This is a genomic window from Pseudomonas cucumis (assembly GCF_030687935.1).
In the GTDB taxonomy this organism is placed as follows: Bacteria; Pseudomonadota; Gammaproteobacteria; order Pseudomonadales; family Pseudomonadaceae; genus Aquipseudomonas; species Aquipseudomonas cucumis.
In genome coordinates this window covers 4,762,307-4,777,837 of the sequence record NZ_CP117454.1, presented here as the reverse complement: position 1 = coordinate 4,777,837, position 15,531 = coordinate 4,762,307, and the positions used below count along the sequence as shown (strand labels likewise).

Annotated in this window: 14 protein-coding genes and 1 pseudogene; 4 read left to right on the top strand and 11 right to left on the bottom strand. The window is 59.0% G+C overall.

Annotation, left to right across the window (positions count from 1 at the left end; all coding sequences use genetic code 11):
• Positions 1-167: 167 nt before the first annotated feature.
• Genes PSH97_RS21670 through PSH97_RS21655 form a run of 4 tightly spaced genes read right to left on the bottom strand, consistent with a single transcriptional unit; the run spans position 168 to position 4,558 of the window.
• Positions 168-1,331, bottom strand: a complete 1,164-nt coding sequence (locus PSH97_RS21670; protein WP_305446635.1) for a DUF4350 domain-containing protein — start codon at positions 1,329-1,331, stop codon at positions 168-170.
• A complete protein-coding gene (locus PSH97_RS21665) occupies positions 1,328-2,872 on the bottom strand; it encodes a DUF4129 domain-containing protein (protein ID WP_305446634.1) in 1,545 nt (514 codons plus the stop codon). The genes PSH97_RS21670 and PSH97_RS21665 overlap by 4 nt, the downstream gene beginning before the upstream one ends.
• A complete protein-coding gene (locus PSH97_RS21660; protein WP_305446633.1) occupies positions 2,859-3,836 on the bottom strand; it encodes a stage II sporulation protein M in 978 nt (325 codons plus the stop codon). The genes PSH97_RS21665 and PSH97_RS21660 overlap by 14 nt, the downstream gene beginning before the upstream one ends.
• Positions 3,833-4,558 carry an RDD family protein gene (locus PSH97_RS21655; protein ID WP_305446632.1) on the bottom strand — a complete coding sequence of 242 codons (726 nt, stop codon included), beginning with the start codon at positions 4,556-4,558 and terminating at the stop codon, positions 3,833-3,835. Before PSH97_RS21655 ends, PSH97_RS21660 begins: the two co-directional genes overlap by 4 nt.
• Before the next feature lie 170 nt (positions 4,559-4,728).
• On the opposite strand from PSH97_RS21655, the gene sbcB reads away from it, so the two are divergent.
• A complete protein-coding gene (gene sbcB, locus PSH97_RS21650; RefSeq protein ID WP_305449847.1) occupies positions 4,729-6,159 on the top strand; it encodes an exodeoxyribonuclease I in 1,431 nt (476 codons plus the stop codon).
• 99 nt (positions 6,160-6,258) lie between these two features.
• On the opposite strand, the gene mvaT is transcribed toward sbcB, so the two are convergent.
• Positions 6,259-6,636, bottom strand: a complete 378-nt coding sequence (mvaT, locus tag PSH97_RS21645) for a histone-like nucleoid-structuring protein MvaT (protein ID WP_007933316.1) — start codon at positions 6,634-6,636, stop codon at positions 6,259-6,261.
• 326 nt (positions 6,637-6,962) lie between these two features.
• On the opposite strand from mvaT, the gene purU reads away from it, so the two are divergent.
• Positions 6,963-7,811, top strand: coding sequence for a formyltetrahydrofolate deformylase (gene purU, locus PSH97_RS21640; protein ID WP_305446631.1), 849 nt, complete (start codon positions 6,963-6,965; stop codon positions 7,809-7,811).
• A gap of 145 nt (positions 7,812-7,956) precedes the next feature.
• A complete protein-coding gene (locus tag PSH97_RS21635; RefSeq protein WP_305446630.1) occupies positions 7,957-8,133 on the top strand; it encodes a hypothetical protein in 177 nt (58 codons plus the stop codon).
• Positions 8,134-8,142: 9 nt separating this feature from the next.
• Here the strand turns inward: PSH97_RS21635 and PSH97_RS21630 are convergent, their stop codons facing one another.
• From PSH97_RS21630 to PSH97_RS28700, 5 genes and pseudogenes are all read right to left on the bottom strand, one after another.
• Positions 8,143-9,138, bottom strand: a complete 996-nt coding sequence (locus PSH97_RS21630; RefSeq protein WP_305446629.1) for a lysylphosphatidylglycerol synthase transmembrane domain-containing protein — start codon at positions 9,136-9,138, stop codon at positions 8,143-8,145.
• Positions 9,135-9,911 (bottom strand): polysaccharide deacetylase family protein, encoded by a 777-nt coding sequence (locus tag PSH97_RS21625; RefSeq protein ID WP_305446628.1) that lies wholly within the window; start codon positions 9,909-9,911, stop codon positions 9,135-9,137. Before PSH97_RS21625 ends, PSH97_RS21630 begins: the two co-directional genes overlap by 4 nt.
• Complete coding sequence (locus PSH97_RS21620; RefSeq protein WP_305446627.1) at positions 9,904-11,025, bottom strand: glycosyltransferase family 4 protein; 1,122 nt, start codon at positions 11,023-11,025, stop codon at positions 9,904-9,906. The genes PSH97_RS21625 and PSH97_RS21620 overlap by 8 nt, the downstream gene beginning before the upstream one ends.
• A gap of 192 nt (positions 11,026-11,217) precedes the next feature.
• A complete protein-coding gene (locus PSH97_RS28705) occupies positions 11,218-11,982 on the bottom strand; it encodes a methyl-accepting chemotaxis protein (protein WP_425439644.1) in 765 nt (254 codons plus the stop codon).
• 141 nt (positions 11,983-12,123) lie between these two features.
• Positions 12,124-12,963, bottom strand: a pseudogene (locus PSH97_RS28700) (HAMP domain-containing protein); the annotation flags it as partial.
• A gap of 329 nt (positions 12,964-13,292) precedes the next feature.
• Between PSH97_RS28700 and PSH97_RS21610 the strand changes: the two are divergent.
• A complete protein-coding gene (locus PSH97_RS21610; RefSeq protein WP_305449846.1) occupies positions 13,293-14,780 on the top strand; it encodes a helicase HerA-like domain-containing protein in 1,488 nt (495 codons plus the stop codon).
• 113 nt (positions 14,781-14,893) lie between these two features.
• On the opposite strand, the gene PSH97_RS21605 is transcribed toward PSH97_RS21610, so the two are convergent.
• On the bottom strand, positions 14,894-15,349 hold the full coding sequence (locus tag PSH97_RS21605; RefSeq protein ID WP_305446625.1) for a DUF721 domain-containing protein: 456 nt from the start codon (positions 15,347-15,349) through the stop codon (positions 14,894-14,896).
• Positions 15,350-15,531 lie beyond the last annotated feature (182 nt).

The following is a 15,531-nucleotide window of genomic DNA, read 5'->3' as shown; positions in this document are numbered from 1 at the left end:
TCACAAGCTCCATCTGCCATCCCCTGCATTGACCAGACCCCAATCCCTTTAGTCTGCTTTAACAGATTCAGGACGATTAGACCGCCCCTAAATCACCATCTCAGGCTATGAGTACGTCAGGGGTAAGTTCTAATATAGTGGGGATTTAACGTTTGCAAGGTGTCAGATCATAAGGCGTTCCTCAAGGTTTGCAGGTGGGCGACCTGACGGCTGAATTCAGCGCTGGGCAGCCGCTGCTTCGGTCGCGGGCTCATGGCTTGGCTGATGGCGCGTGTGGGTTGGCCAGTCAGGCGTGCGATCACCAGCCATTGTTCGGCGACGCCGAGCTGTTCAAAACCGGGATGACGGTGACGGACACGGCGCAGGATGTCTTGCTGCAAGGCTTGCAACAGGCTGTGCTGACCGTTGTGACGGAGCATGAAGTTGGCGCTGGCACGCAGGTGTTCCTGGAGCTGGCGGCGGGCTCTTGGGGCCGGCTCCAGCAACGGGCCGTTGCGCACGCCGACGTGCCAGAACCCGAAAACGATCAAGGCGATCAGGGCCACCAAGGCTTGTGGAAAGTAGCGCCACAGCAAGGTCAGCAAGCTGTCGTGATCGGTATTGAACAGCAAGGTCACGTCTGTGTCGGCCGTCAGGTACCACAGCAGCCAGGCGTTGTCGTACTGGTCGATGGCCGGGGTTTTCCAGAGGTCGGCGTCGGTGACCACGGTGATCGAACCCTGCCCGTGACTCAGCTGCATCATGTGCGTGGCCTTGCCGCTGTTGGCCCAGGCCTGGGCGAGGTTTTTCGGGTCGTCGAGGTGGAACGCGGTGTCGAAGGTGACGTAAGCCGGCGCCTCTTCGTTCTCCAGGTAGAGCTTGGTCAGTTTGGGGTAAGGGTCGTCGCCAGGATCGGGCGGCGGTTCCTTGAGGTCTTTGCTCAGGGACTGGTGCACCTGCACCCGGTCGAGCAGCAGGTCATTGCTCTGACCGGTCTTCTCATCCCATAGGGCTTCGGCGACGAATAAAAGACGTCCACCGGCCCGGGTCCAGTTCAACACTTGATTCACCTGTCGTGGCGACATGTTCGACCGATCGCCGAGCAACAACAAACTGCGCTGATGGGGCTCGAGGCTTGGCAAGATGTCGAGGCTGTTGGCGTGGCTGACGGTCAGGCCCTGTTTACGCAGAAAATGCTCGGCCGCCAGATAGGGGTTGGCCTGGGCTTCGGGGGACGGGCCGTGATCGATTTCTGCTGGATAGGGTATGGCCTTGAAATACAGGTAAACACTCAGCGCGCCCACCAGTAGGGCGATGAACGCACCGACCGAAAGCCACAAACGCTGGTTCAACGGATCGCTCCGGGGCCGAACAACGCGCGCCAACCGTCACAGAGTTCCTGCTGCAAATGTGCCGGTGGCAGGCGATGCCCGTAGGCCATGTTCTGCCAGTGCCCGGTGAGGTTTTTACTGAAGGCCAGCAAGGCAGGTTGTTGCAGTTGTTCAACGCGCTGAAGAACTTCGCCTTCGGTGTCGGCGGGTTTGAGCGCCATGTTGAAGTCGTGCAGCAAATGGCTGAGCAAGGCGCGATAGAGCAGTCCGAGGGCTTCACGGGGATGGGTCTGCCAGAGGCTTTCGGCGCTGGCTGCGATGTCGGCGGGCAGGGTTTCGCGGTTGAGGTCCAGGCCGAACGCCTGCTGCGGTAATGGCCGTGCGAGTTTGCGATTTAACGTGGGGCGGCGGCTGACGAAGGCCTGCAGCCAGTCGCGGTAACGCCAGATCAACAGCCCAATGGCGCCGATCACCGTGCCCCACAGCAACACTTCGATCAGGCTGGCCAATGCGCCAAAGCGTTGGCTGTCCAGCAAGCTGAACAGCGCCTTCAGCCAGGCGGGCGTTTGACCATTGCCCGCAGTGTCGGAGGCGGGTTTGTCTTCGCCAAAGCGATAGCGCGTGACCGTTTCCTTGTTCTTGAAGGGGGGCTGATCGAGGATGGCCTTGATGCTGTCCCGGGACGCCTGGCTGGTCAGTGGCTGGTCCAGTAGACGCGCAGAGTCCGGTGAGAAAACCGGTTCGGCGGCCCAGACGCTTTGCGCCGTCGGCACCAGCAGGATCGCGGCCAGCAGCAGCGTGACAACCGTGCTGGTCAAGCGTTGGCGCAATCGGCGAAACACCAGCTCGATATCCCAGGCTTCCAGCCGCGTGCGCCGGTTCAGATAAAGGCTGAAACCGCAGGCCACATAGGTCGGTTCCCAGACAATCAGCACCAGAACGTAAAAGGTATTGGTCAGGTGTTCCAGCCAGAGCCAGTCTTGGGTGGCGGCGGTAATCAAGGTCTGCCAGCCCCAGTCGAGTTCGACCTGTTGCGGCAAGAGCATGTAGAACAGCACCATCAAGCCGATCCACAGCGCGGTTTCCAGATGCACGCCGATGATCGTCAGCCACCGGGCGGCACCCGCGTTGCGTTGCAGCAACACGCGCAAACGTTGTTGGCGTGCTTCGCCCGCCAGGCCTTCGAGTTGCACCACCGGCATCAGAAAACTGCGGCTCAGGCTCAGGCGGCGCCAGGTCAGGCTGGCCAGCAGTTGCGGTTTGAGCAGGTGCGGCCATTGGCGCAGGGCCTGTTTCAGCGATGGCGTTTCGCCGAACATGGCTTTGGACAGGATAAACAGCGGCAGCCGATCGAACGCCGGTTTGAGCCACCAGAACAGGAACACGGCGAGGGAGGGCGAATCCCACAGCAGCAAGGTGAGCAGGGCGAAGATCGGCAAGGTGACGATGGCCCAACTGGTCATCAACAGGCGTCGATGGCGCTGACTCAGCAGCACGCCCAGGTCCATGGCTTCCCAGGTCGTGCGAGGGCGGATCACCACACTGGCATCACTCAGGCGCATGGCGAGTCCGTCCGGCGAACAGTAGATAAGTCGCCACTAGTATCCAGAGCGCTGCGCCGACCAGGTATTTGGTCAGCGGCGTGAGCCCGGTCCGCGACGACCAGTAGGCTTCGATAAACGCCGCAATCAGCAGAAACAGCATGACCCCGCAAATCAGCAACACGCTCTTGCGCGCCGCCAGCTGCAGGGCTTCGGCGCGGAGCAAGCGTCCCGGCGCGATCAAGGCCCAGCCCAGTTGCAGTCCTGCGGCACCGGCCAGGGCGATGGCACTCAGTTCGAAGGCACCATGGCCGATCACGAACGACCAGAAGGTTTGCCCATAGCCGATATGCGTCAGGTGCCCGGCCACCGCGCCGATCATCAACCCGTTGTAGAACAGGAAAAACGCGCTGCCCAGGCCAAACAGCAAACCGCTGGCGAAGGTCTGAAAGGCGATGCCGATGTTGTGCATGATGTAGTAACCGAACATCACCCAGTCTTCGCTGGCCGCCCGCTCTGCCAAGCGCCCCAGATGACCGGCGTCGGGGTCGTACATGCTTTGCATCTCACTGACCTGCTCGGCCGGGATGAGGTTGTAGACCAGCTCCGGGAACAGATACACCAGCAACGCGAAGCCGATCAGGCTGCCAAAAAACAACAGGCTGGCGGCAAGGACGAAACGCCACTGCTCACGCACCAGTCGCGGGAAATCGGCGAGGATGAAACTCAACACGTTGGCACCCAGTTGACTGCGATGCCGATAAAGCTGTTGATGCCCGCGCAGGACCAGTTGCTGCAATGAATCGATCAGGAAACTGCTGTAGCCGCGCTCCTGAGCCAGGGCCAGGTGTTGGCAGATCCGTCGATAATCGCTGGGGAAACTGGCGACTCCAGAGGCGCCCCTGTCTCGTTCCAGCCGTTCAAGCATGAGTGCAAACTGCTCCCATTCGGCTTGGTGGCGACTTTCGAACAGGCTTTGCTTCATGTGGGCCCCAACAGTCCACGGGCGATGCCGCTGAGTTCGGTCCTCGCCTGTGACTTCGATACCTGCAACGGTTGCGCGAGTATCGAGGCGAGTTCGTTGGCCCGTGCCTCGGAGAGTTCACCCTGGCGTTCGGCAAACCCGAGGATGGCGCGTTGCTCGGTCAGCTTCAGGGCGAAGGCTGCGCGCTGCGGCGGGACATCGGGCAGTTGGGGGCGGGTGAGCGGTTGTTCGCGGTAGATCACCAGTGTACCGGCGGCCAGGTCGCCGAGGCGTTTGAAGGTGGGATGTTGCAGGCAGCTGATTGCCCCGAGAAAGTAACCGAACGGCAACATGTCGACAAATCGCAGCAGGTTGCGCAGCAAGGACGCGGACCAGCCGATCGGCGTGCCATCGTCATGCACCACGCGCAACCCCATCCATTGCTTGCCCGGCGAGCGGCCTTGATTGAGCACCTCGAACAGCACCATGTACCACCAACTCACCACGAACAGCAGAATCGAACCCAGCCCGGCACCGAGTTTTCCCAGAAACGCCAACACAATAAACAGCAGTCCCAGAATCAACCCACGCAGGCCCAGGTCGATGGCGAATGCCAGCGCACGTACCATCAACCCGGCCGGGCGCAGCGGCAAGTCGATGCCTTCGGGCGTTTCGACGTGATACCGCGTGTCCAGTGGCGGGGGCAGCGTCGCGTTCCCTGGCAGTGCTGTGGTCTCGAGCATGGGCAACCTTGATGTGGCCTGGTCCGTCGGATGCTAGCAGCCTCTCGGGGGGAAACGACATAACTATGTAGTGCACGGTGCGTGGTCAGAAATGATTGAATAACAAGATTTCTGGTCGGGGCGCCATAGGTGCGCCTAGACTTCGACGGTCTTCAGTTCAGGAACAACCCGTGACCTCGATCTTCTGGTACGACTATGAAACCACTGGCATCAACCCCCGTTGCGATCGCCCGCTGCAAGTGGCGGGGATTCGCACCGACTTCGATCTCAATGAAATAGACGAACCGGTCAACCTTTATTGCCAGCCCAGTGACGACATCCTGCCTCATCCGGCGGCGTGCGCGATCACCGGAATTACGCCCGCGCGCCTGGCCGAGCAAGGTTTGAGCGAAGCCGATTTCATGACACGGGTTCATGCCCAGCTCGCGGCGCCCGGCACCTGTGGGGCCGGGTACAACACGCTGCGTTTTGACGACGAGATGACCCGTTACAGCCTGTATCGAAACTTTTTCGACCCCTACGCACGGGAGTGGCAGGGCGGCAACAGCCGCTGGGACCTGATCGATGTGGTGCGCGCGGCTTATGCCTTGCGTCCCGATGGCCTCGTCTGGCCCAAGGACGACGAGGGGCGAGTCACGCTCAAACTCGAACGTCTGACTGCCGCCAATGGCATCGATCATGGGCATGCACACGAGGCGCTGTCGGATGTTCGCGCCACCATCGCTCTGGCGCGCCTGATTCGGGAAAAACAGCCGAAGTTGTATGACTGGCTGTTTCAATTGCGCAGCAAACAAAAGGTCATGGATCAAATTCGGTTGTTACAGCCGATGGTGCATATTTCCGGGCGCTTTTCGGCGGCCCGCAACTATGTGGGTGTGGTGCTGCCGTTGGCCTGGCATCCACGTAATCGCAACGCGCTGATTGTCTGTGACCTGCACCTGGACCCTCAGGGGTTGCTCGATCTGGATGCCGAGACGTTGCGTCAGCGGCTCTATACCCGACGTGATGACTTGGCCGAAGGCGAGCTACCGGTGCCGCTCAAGCTCATACACATTAATAGGTGCCCGGTAGTAGCGCCTTTGTCCGTACTTCGTCCTGTAGATCAGCAACGTTTGGGGCTGGATATGGCGCTCTATCACGAACGAGCGCTGCGGCTAAGTGACGCACAACAAGTTTGGCGAGACAAAGTGTCGGGCATTTACGCCAACGACGATTTCTCCCCGAGTCTGGATCCCGAGCAACAGTTATACGACGGTTTTATTGGTGATCGGGATCGGCGTCTATGCGAGCAAGTCAGAACCGCTGATCCTGCGCATTTAGCACAAGAGCAATGGCCTTTCGATGATGAACGTTTGCCTGAATTATTGTTTCGTTATCGCGCACGCAACTTTCCCGAAACGTTGAGTTTCGAAGAGCAAGAGCGCTGGCGAATATTCTGTCAGAAACGTTTGACTGCACCTGAGTGGGGCGCACCCAATACCCTGGGAAGTTTTCTGACAGAGGTTGCCCAATTGATGACTAGTGCTACATCGTTTCAGCGAGAGGTTCTGGATGAATGGCAGAATCATGTCCAGGTATTACGCAACCGTTTGAGTCTTTGAAATCGAAAATAATCTGCGCTTGAATTCCAGGCATAAAAAAACGCCAGCATTTTGCTGGCGTTCTTTTGGTCGCGGATCAGTCTGCGACACGCTTGCGGCTTAGCCCAGCAGGGTAGCCCAGCCTTCAACCACGTCACCGCCCCACTTGGCTTTCCACTCTTTCAGAGTTTTGTGGTTGCCACCTTTGGTTTCGATGACTTCGCCGTTGTGCGGGTTTTTGTATTGTTTAACTTTGCGAGCACGCTTGGTGCCGGTAGTTTTTACTGCGCCGCCACGTGGAGCCTTGGTTTTGGACTCTGGATCCAATAATGCGATGATGTCGCGCAGGGATTTAGAGTATTCGCCCATCAGGGTGCGCAGTTTGCCTTCGAATTCCAGCTCGGTTTGCAGTTTGTCGTCTTGGGACAGATTCTTCAAACGGGCTTGCAGCTCTTTGATAGCTTCTTCGGTGGCGCGGTATTCGTTGATCAAGGACATGAGGACTACCTTATGTTGGGCGCTGGATGGCAGGTGACAGTGCGACAATAATAGTCAGGGTGTTTCATCAAGTAAACATTTAACCGGAGTTTTATTTAAATTAGTTGCGGAATAGGACACACATTCGAGGGGCAGTTAAATAGCGTCACAAATATTCACAGTTGACCTCTTGAAGATTGCCCACAAGAACACCATCGCGTGGGGCGGCGTGGTGCTTGTAGAACCTGTACCGGACCTGCGGCCAAGGCCACACGTCATCAATACTGCAGTTTTGCTGCGCAATCGCTAGAATGGCGGCCTTTGCGAAGTTCTGGAGTTTCCCCCTCATGCGCACTTTTCGGCTGGTGATTGCTTGCCCGGACCGCGTCGGCATCGTTGCTAAAGTCAGTAACTTTCTGGCGTCACATAACGGCTGGATCACTGAAGCGAGCCACCACTCGGATAATCTCAGTGGCTGGTTCTTCATGCGTCACGAAATTCGTGCCGATTCGTTGCCTTTCGGTATCGAAGCCTTTCGTGAAGCGTTTGCACCGATTGCTGAAGAGTTCTCGATGGACTGGCGCATCACCGACACCGAGCAAAAGAAACGTGTGGTGTTGATGGCCAGCCGTGAGTCCCACTGCCTGGCCGATTTGCTGCACCGCTGGCACAGCGACGAGCTGGACTGTGAAATCGCCTGCGTGATTTCCAACCACGATGATTTGCGCAGCATGGTCGAGTGGCACGGTATTCCTTACTACCATGTCCCGGTCAACCCACAGAACAAGGAGCCGGCCTTCGCCGAAGTTTCGCGTCTGGTCAAACAGCACGAAGCCGAAGTGGTGGTACTGGCCCGTTACATGCAGATTCTGCCGCCCGAGTTGTGCCGCGAATACGCCCATAAAGTCATCAATATTCACCATAGCTTCTTGCCGTCTTTCGTCGGCGCCAAGCCATATCATCAGGCGTCGATGCGCGGTGTGAAATTGATCGGCGCCACTTGCCACTACGTCACTGAAGAGCTGGACGCCGGTCCGATCATCGAGCAAGACGTGGTGCGTGTGAGTCACAGCGACAGCATCGAAGACATGGTGCGCTTCGGTCGTGATGTCGAGAAAATGGTGCTGGCCCGTGGCCTGCGTTATCACCTGGAAGACCGCGTGCTGGTGCACGGCAACAAAACCGTCGTGTTCTGATAGCCGCTGTTGATCGTTCCCATGCTCCGCGTGGGAACGCATCCTGTGACGCTCTGCGTCACCTCTCCCGCAGCAGACGCGTAGCGTCGAGGGCTGCATTCCCACGCAGAGCGTGGGAACGATCCGGGTAAAGAGGGACATGATCATGGCCGATCCACTGGACAAAGCCGTTTCCAAGGCGCCCGCCACATTGGGTGAGGGTTGTCTGAGTCGATACGACCCGGATGACCTGAGCCCTGAAGATGGCACGGAGTTTCCTGGTGCCGCCGAGTTGTGGGAGCAGATGCAGGACGATTCCGACGATACAGCCGAGGGGGCCTGAAAAGATCTTTCAAGCTTGCTTGAACTTCATCAACTTGCGCAGCAATGGCCGCCCAAGCATCAGCAAAAACACCGGGCCACCGACCACCAGATAGAAGTAATAAGTCACCGTCCGCCAGATCAGAATCGCCGCCGCCGCGGTGGATTTTCCGACCATGGGCGCCAGCAGCGCCGCCGATGTCAATTCCGCCGCCCCGGCACCGCCCGGCAACAGGCTGAACTGCCCCGCACTCAGCGACAGCATCTGGATCAGAAAACACCAGGCCCACTGCAAGTCTACGCCCAGCCCACGCAATGCCAAATACAACACGCTGTAGCGCAAGAGCCAATGCAGACAGGTCAGTGCAAACACCGCAATCAATGTCTGAAAGGGCAACTTCAGTGTGTCAGTGAACGCCGCCAGGAAGTGCAGGAGTTTTCGCGCCCAGCGCATTCGGGTGGTGCCTTTGACATTGAGACGAGCGAGCAACCGACCACTCAGACGAATCAGCGAGCGGTGGTAGCGAGCTGCTAATACGCAACTGAACAGCCCGCCGAACATCGAGAGGGCACTGACGGTCAGCAGCCATTCCATGCGCTGGCTGAGGTGCTGGAACAGTGCATAAATCAGAATCCCGCTCAGCGCGCAGAGAAAAAACAGCAGATCGCTCAACTGATCCATGGCGAACACGGCACTGCCCCTGGCCGGTCGTACGCCGTGGCGTGCCAGCAGCGCCATGATAGTCAGCGGTCCGCCACTGCCGCCGGGGGTGGCGCAGTAGGCGAATTCGGCGGACATCACCACCCCAAGGCTTTTGAAGCGACTGACCTTGTCGCGCTGATCCCCCAGCAGCAGGCGCAAGCGCTGGGTGTTGAGCATCCAGCACAGCAGAATCATGCCGAACATGATCAGCAGCCATTTCAATGGAAAGCTTTGCAACCGCGACCAGGTCTCGCCGCCGCCCAGCAACGAAGGGATCAGCACCGCAGCGAGCAGGGCGACGACCAGCAGGATCCCGCGGCTCATGCGGCGCGACCGATGGCGTCGCATTGCATTGCCAGCCAATGGGCCTTGGTCATCGGCACACGGCCCTCGTCGAGCAGACGCTTGAGAGTTTGCAGCCAATACTGACGCGAAAACTCATGGCGCATATCAACCGGATGCAGGCCGAGACGAATCACCGGCGCTTGCTGCCAGCGTTGTTCGCGCTGATCGCTGACGATTTTCGACAGGCCGCGGCGCCAGGCGCTGCGTGCGCTCCAGACCAGGCCGGGGGCATCGATCGCGGTGAAGTCCGGCAAACGATACAGATGCTGCGAATCGGTGGTGTAGCTCAGAGGTAACTGGCGCAACGCCTGGCGGGTGCCTTCGCTCATCAGCCAGGCTGGGGCGACGAAACCTTCCAGTGGCCAGTTGTAACGTTGGAATACCTCGATTCCGGCATGCAGGCGGGTGAGGGCGGCTTCCAGAGGCAGATCGTAGAATTCGGCTTCATGGGTGTAGATTCGGCGCATGAACCAGTCTCGGGGAGTGATGGGGATCGGTCCTTCATCGCAATGAAAGTAACCGTGCAGTGCCAGTTCGTCGCCGCAAGCGACGCGGCGGGTCAGCAAACGTCGAAACGCCGGATACGCGTCCAGGTCGTTATGCTTGTGGTAATTGGGCACTACCAGCCAGTTGATCGGCACCTCGCCCAGCGCGTCGACAGCTTCGACGAAGGCTTGGTAATCGGGCCAGGTTTGCGGCGCAACGTCGTGCAATACCAGTAACAGGCTGGGCGCGTTCATGGGCTCAACCATTGGCGATCAGGGGCCATTGAGTGCCGAGTACGGAATGATAGTGCCCCAACAGGCTGTCAACCACGATATCCCAGGCGTAATGCTGCTCGACATGGCTACGGGCTTGTTTGCCCAATGCGGCACTGCCCTGACTGAACAGTTCGCGCACAGCGTTGGCCATCGCCGCTGGATTGTTCGGCGTGCAAAGCAGGCCGCATTGATCGGTGACAATTTCCTGAAAAGCCCCGGCGGCCACGGCCACCACCGGAATGCCGCTGGCCATGGCTTCGAGGACCACCAGACCAAAGGTTTCCTGATCACCGGCATGCACCAGTGCATCGGCGCTGGCCATCAAGCGCGCAACTTGCGCCGCCGGGTAGAACTCATTGAGGACGGTGACATTGCGCGGTACCAGGGTCGGCATCGACGAGCCCACCAGTAACAGGTGATAGCGACGGCCCAGACGTTTCATGCATTTGAGCAGCACCGGCAGGTTTTTTTCCTTGGATCCGCGGCCGGCGAAGATCAGCAGATGCGTATTTTCATCGATGCCCAATTCGGCCCGCAAACCTGGATCCCGTGCATTGGGGTTGAACGTTTGCAGGTCGACGCCCAGCGGTTGTACGAAAACGTTTTTCACGCCCAACCCGATCAGTTTATCGGCCATGATTTGACTCGGCGCCAGAACCCGGTCGAAGTTGCCATAAAGCTTGCTGACATAAGCTTCGATATTGGGTGTAACCCAGTTGCCCATGCGATTGCTGACCAGCAGTGGCAGGTCTGAGTGATAAAAACCGATCACCGGCACGTCGAGTTGGCGCTTGGCGTCCAAAGCAGCCCAAGCGGTCAGGTAAGGGTCGCCGACTTCAATCAGATCGGGCTGCAAATCCTGCAGGACGTTGCGCCAAGGCGCGAGACGGACGGGGAAGCGATAACCCTTGCCAAATGGAAGGGCAGGGGCCGGAACCGTGTAGACACCGTCCTGTTCACTGAAATGAGCCCCAGGAATCAGGAGACTGTGGCGAATGCCCGGTTTAATGCCCAGACGACGGTGTTTGGCATCCAGATAAGTACGCACGCCACCGCTGGCAGGGGCGTAGAACATGGTTATGTCAGCGATATGCACGATGAACATTCCTCCGGTCCGTTTGTTCTCCCTTGGTTGACCTATATGAAGGATAGATGTTCGGTCGGGGTTTTGCGGCGGAGGGTGTCAGCGGGTTTTTGCGGGGCTTTGCAAACCGTCTTCACGGGCAAGCCTTGCTCCTACAGGGATTGGTGTGAACCTGTAGAGCGAGGCTTGCCCGCGAAGAGGCCAGAACAGACGCTAGATGCGGAAACTACCCACCAACTGCTTCAATCGCGAAGCCTGCTGCTCAAGGTCCGAGCATGCACGCAACGTCGATTGCAGGTTTTCCACGCCTTCCTGGTTCAGCGTGTTGATCTCGGTGATATCCACGTTGATCGACTCAACCACCGCCGTTTGTTCTTCGGTCGCTGTGGCCACAGACTGGTTCATGCCGTCGATTTCGCCGATGCGCAACGTCACGCTGTTCAGGCGCTCGCCGGCCAGGTTGGCGATTTCCACGCTGTCTTGGCTGTGACGCTGGCTGTCGCTCATGGTGCTGACTGATTCCCGGGCGCCGACTTGCAGTTCCTCGATCATGGTCTGCACCTGTTGCGCCGACTCTTGCGTGCGGTGCGCCAGGTTGCGCACCTCGTCGGCCACCACGGCGAACCCGCGCCCGGCTTCACCGGCCCGCGCCGCTTCAATGGCCGCGTTGAGCGCCAGCAGGTTGGTTTGCTGGGAGATGCTGGTGATCACTTCGAGAATCTGCCCGATGTTCACGGTTTTGCTGTTCAGCGATTCAATATTGGTACTCGAGGCGCTGAGCATGCTCGACAACTGATTCATCGCGGCAATGCTGCGATCCACCACTTGCTGGCCGTCCTCGGCCAGGCTGCGCGCGTCGCTGGCTTGATTCGACGCTTGCGCGGCGTTACGGGCGATTTCCTGGGCGGCGGCACCGAGCTGGTTGATCGCCGCGGCCACGCTGCTGGTGCGCGAGGCCTGTTGGTCGGAGTTGAACATCGACGAGTTCGAGGCCGCCACCACACGCAAAGCCACTTCGTTGACCTGGCCGGTGGCCGAGGACACTTCGCGGATCGACGTATGAATCCGCTCCACGAAACGGTTGAACGCCGTGCCGAGGGTGCCGAATTCGTCCTGATTCTGGATGGTCAGGCGCTTGGTCAGGTCGCCTTCACCGTCGGCGATGTCTTCCATGGCGCGGGTCATGACGTGCAACGGCTGGATCAGGATGCGGATCAGCATGCCGAGCAAGGCGATGATGATGGCGACGGCAATCACTGTCGCGACGACCGCCGAGGCGCGGAATTCGCTGAGCATCGAGAAGGCTTTGTCTTTATCCACCGACAGGCCGATGTACCAATTGACCGAGGACAGGCCTTTGATTGGGGTGAACGTGACGATGCGGGTCTTGCCGTCGACGTCGATTTCACTGAGTTCGCTGCTGATGCGCGGGGTGGTTTTCGGATACGCCTCGCTCAGGGACTTCATCGCCAGGGCTTTGTCCGGGTGAACCAGGATCTTGCCATCGGCGCTGATCAGAAAGGCATAACCCATGCCGTCGAAATCCAGCGCGTTGAGGCTGTCGGCGATCACTTGCAAGCTCAGGTCGCCCCCGACCACGCCGATGCTTTGACCGTCCTTGAGCACACTGTTGACGATGGAAATGACCAACTGGCCGGACGCGAGATCGATGTACGGTTCGGTCAGTGCCGAGCCGCCGGTGCTTTGGGCGCTCTTGTACCAAGGCCGGACGCGAGGGTCATAGCCGTCGGGCATCTTGCTGTCAGGGCGGATGATGAAGGTGCCATCCTTGTTGCCCAGATAGGCGCCCATGAAGGTCGAGGTCACGGCCTTCTGCTCAAGTAGTTTGGAGACATTGCCGGTGTCAGCGTTCAGGGCGACGTTTTGTGACAGGTTTTCGATCAGCAGGCTGCGTCCGGCCAGCCAGGTCTGGATGTTGTTGGCTGTCACGCTGCCCATTTCTTGCAGATAGTTGTCTAGATCGTTGCGTATCGCATTGCGCTGCAAATAGTCGTTGTACAGTGTGAACGAGGCGAAGGCAGCAATAACGATGAGGGCGGCGGCAAGCAGTATTTTATGGCTGAAGCGTAGATTTTTATTCATGGCTTGGGGGTCCGCTAAAGTCTTAATGTCCAGGGCGTGCTTTTATAAAGGCGCGCAAAATGGGCAGTGTTGAAAGTAAGCTGATATTTCCGTCTCTCCTTAGGGAATTACCGACGCTATTTTTCAGTCTGGTCTCTCGCTTGTTATCGGCCATGAAGGATCAAAGATTAACCATGGGTGACAAAATGCCTGACTCATCGCAACTCGTTATCGGCGCCGACCTCGCGGGCCAGTCCATCGCCCAGGCCATGCGCCTGGCCAACCGTCACGGCCTGGTGGCGGGCGCTACCGGGACCGGTAAAACCGTCACCTTGCAGCGCCTGGCCGAAGCCTTCAGCGATGCCGGCGTGGCGGTGTTCGCGGCAGACATCAAAGGCGACCTGTGCGGCCTGGGCGCCGCCGGCAACCCTCAAGGCAAGGTCGCGGAGCGGATCGCCGGGATGCCCTGGCTGAACCATAAGCCTCAGGCGTATCCGGTGACCCTGTGGGACATTAACGGTCAGTCCGGTCATCCACTGCGCACCACCTTGAGCGAAATGGGTCCGTTGTTGCTCGGTAGCCTGCTGGAACTGACCGACAGTCAGCAGTCGGCGTTGTATGCCGCGTTCAAGGTGGCCGACCGCGAAGGGTTGTTGCTGCTGGATTTGAAGGATCTGAAGGCGCTGCTCAATCACCTGCGCGACAGCCCCGAATTGCTGGGGGATGACGCGGCGCTGATGACCACCGGTTCCAGCCAGGCCCTGTTGCGCCGCTTGGCGACGCTGGAACAGCAAGGCGCCGAAGCATTGTTCGGCGAACCGGCGCTGCAACTGGAAGACATGTTGCAACCGGCCGTGGATGGTCGTGGGCGCATTCACTTGCTCGATGCCAGCCGTCTGGTGCACGAAGCGCCGAAGGTCTATGCGACGTTCCTGTTGTGGTTGTTGGCCGAATTGTTCGAGCAACTGCCAGAGCGCGGCGATGCCGAGAAACCGCTGCTGGCGCTGTTTTTCGACGAAGCGCACTTGTTGTTCGCCGGCACGCCGAAGGCGTTGCAGGAACGTCTGGAACAAGTGGTGCGACTGATTCGCTCGAAAGGCGTGGGGGTGTATTTCGTCACCCAATCGCCAGGCGACTTGCCGGACGATGTGCTGGCTCAACTGGGCCTGCGCATTCAGCACGGTTTGCGTGCATTTACCGCCAAAGAACAGAAATCCCTGCGTGCGGTGGCCGACGGTTTCCGGCCGAACCCGGCGTTCGATGCCTTGTCGGTGTTGACGGAGTTGGGGATCGGCGAGGCGCTGGTCGGCACCTTGCAAGACAAGGGCACGCCGGGGATGGTCCAGCGTGTATTGGTTGCACCGCCGCAATCGCGGATCGGGCCGCTGACCGAAACCGAACGCACCGTGCTGATCGCCGGTTCGCCGTTCAAGGGGCGTTATGACAAACCGGTCGATCGCGAATCGGCTTATGAAGTGCTGATGGGGCGCAAAGGCCTGGCGCCGGATCCTGAAGCCGCACCGGGTAAACCTGCACCTGAAGAGCCGAGTTTCACCGAACAGGCCGGGGAATTCCTTGGTACGGCAGCTGGGCAGGCGTTGAAATCAGCCATGCGACAGGCGGCGAATCAATTGGGCCGACAATTGGTACGCGGGTTGATGGGCTCATTGCTTGGCGGCAGCAAACGTCGCTAAGAACCTTTGATTGAACATAACCCCCGCGTAGGAGCGAGGCTTGCCCGCGAGCTTTTGCGGCCTCAAGGGCCTCTTCGCGGGCAAGCCTCGCTCCTACGGAGTATGTGTCAATTTCAGATTTTGGGTTTGGCGTGAGCCGCCAGGCGTTCGAGGGCCGCCCGCAGATTCGGGTCGGTAATGCCGTCAGCCGTCGCCTGAATGGTCGCCGCCGCATCGGTCGACAAATTTATCGTATGCCCCGCAGCCCCTTGCTGAACGGTAGGCGGTTGAACCTTGAACAGAATCCGCGTCAGGCTGGCGAACTCGTCGAACAGCTGTAACTGCCGTTGCAGACGCTTTTGCTGATAACGCAGACGGGTGGCCCAGTGGCCGTCGGTGACAATCAGCAATAAACTGCCTTCACGCCACGACGCCACATGGCAATGCTCGCGGGCAGCCGGCTGCAACTGGCTTTCCACCAGCCGTTGTAAATGACCCAGGCGTTGAGCGTGACCAAAGATGGCTTTCAGCGGTTTGGCTTCGCGAAGCAGAACGGCGGGTGCTCTGGCCGTGAGAGGGCGAAATGCCATGATTGAACACCTGAAGTAACAGAACGGCCATGGTAACAGAAAGCCCCCGCTGCCCCCGACCCATTGCTTTGCGAGCGCTTTACCCATTAAATCAACGAGTAACTTGTGCCCTCGATGGGTTGAAGTTCAGCAAAAAGCCCTTATTTTAAGTGAGCCCCGTCACAGCGCAGTGCATGCATCGT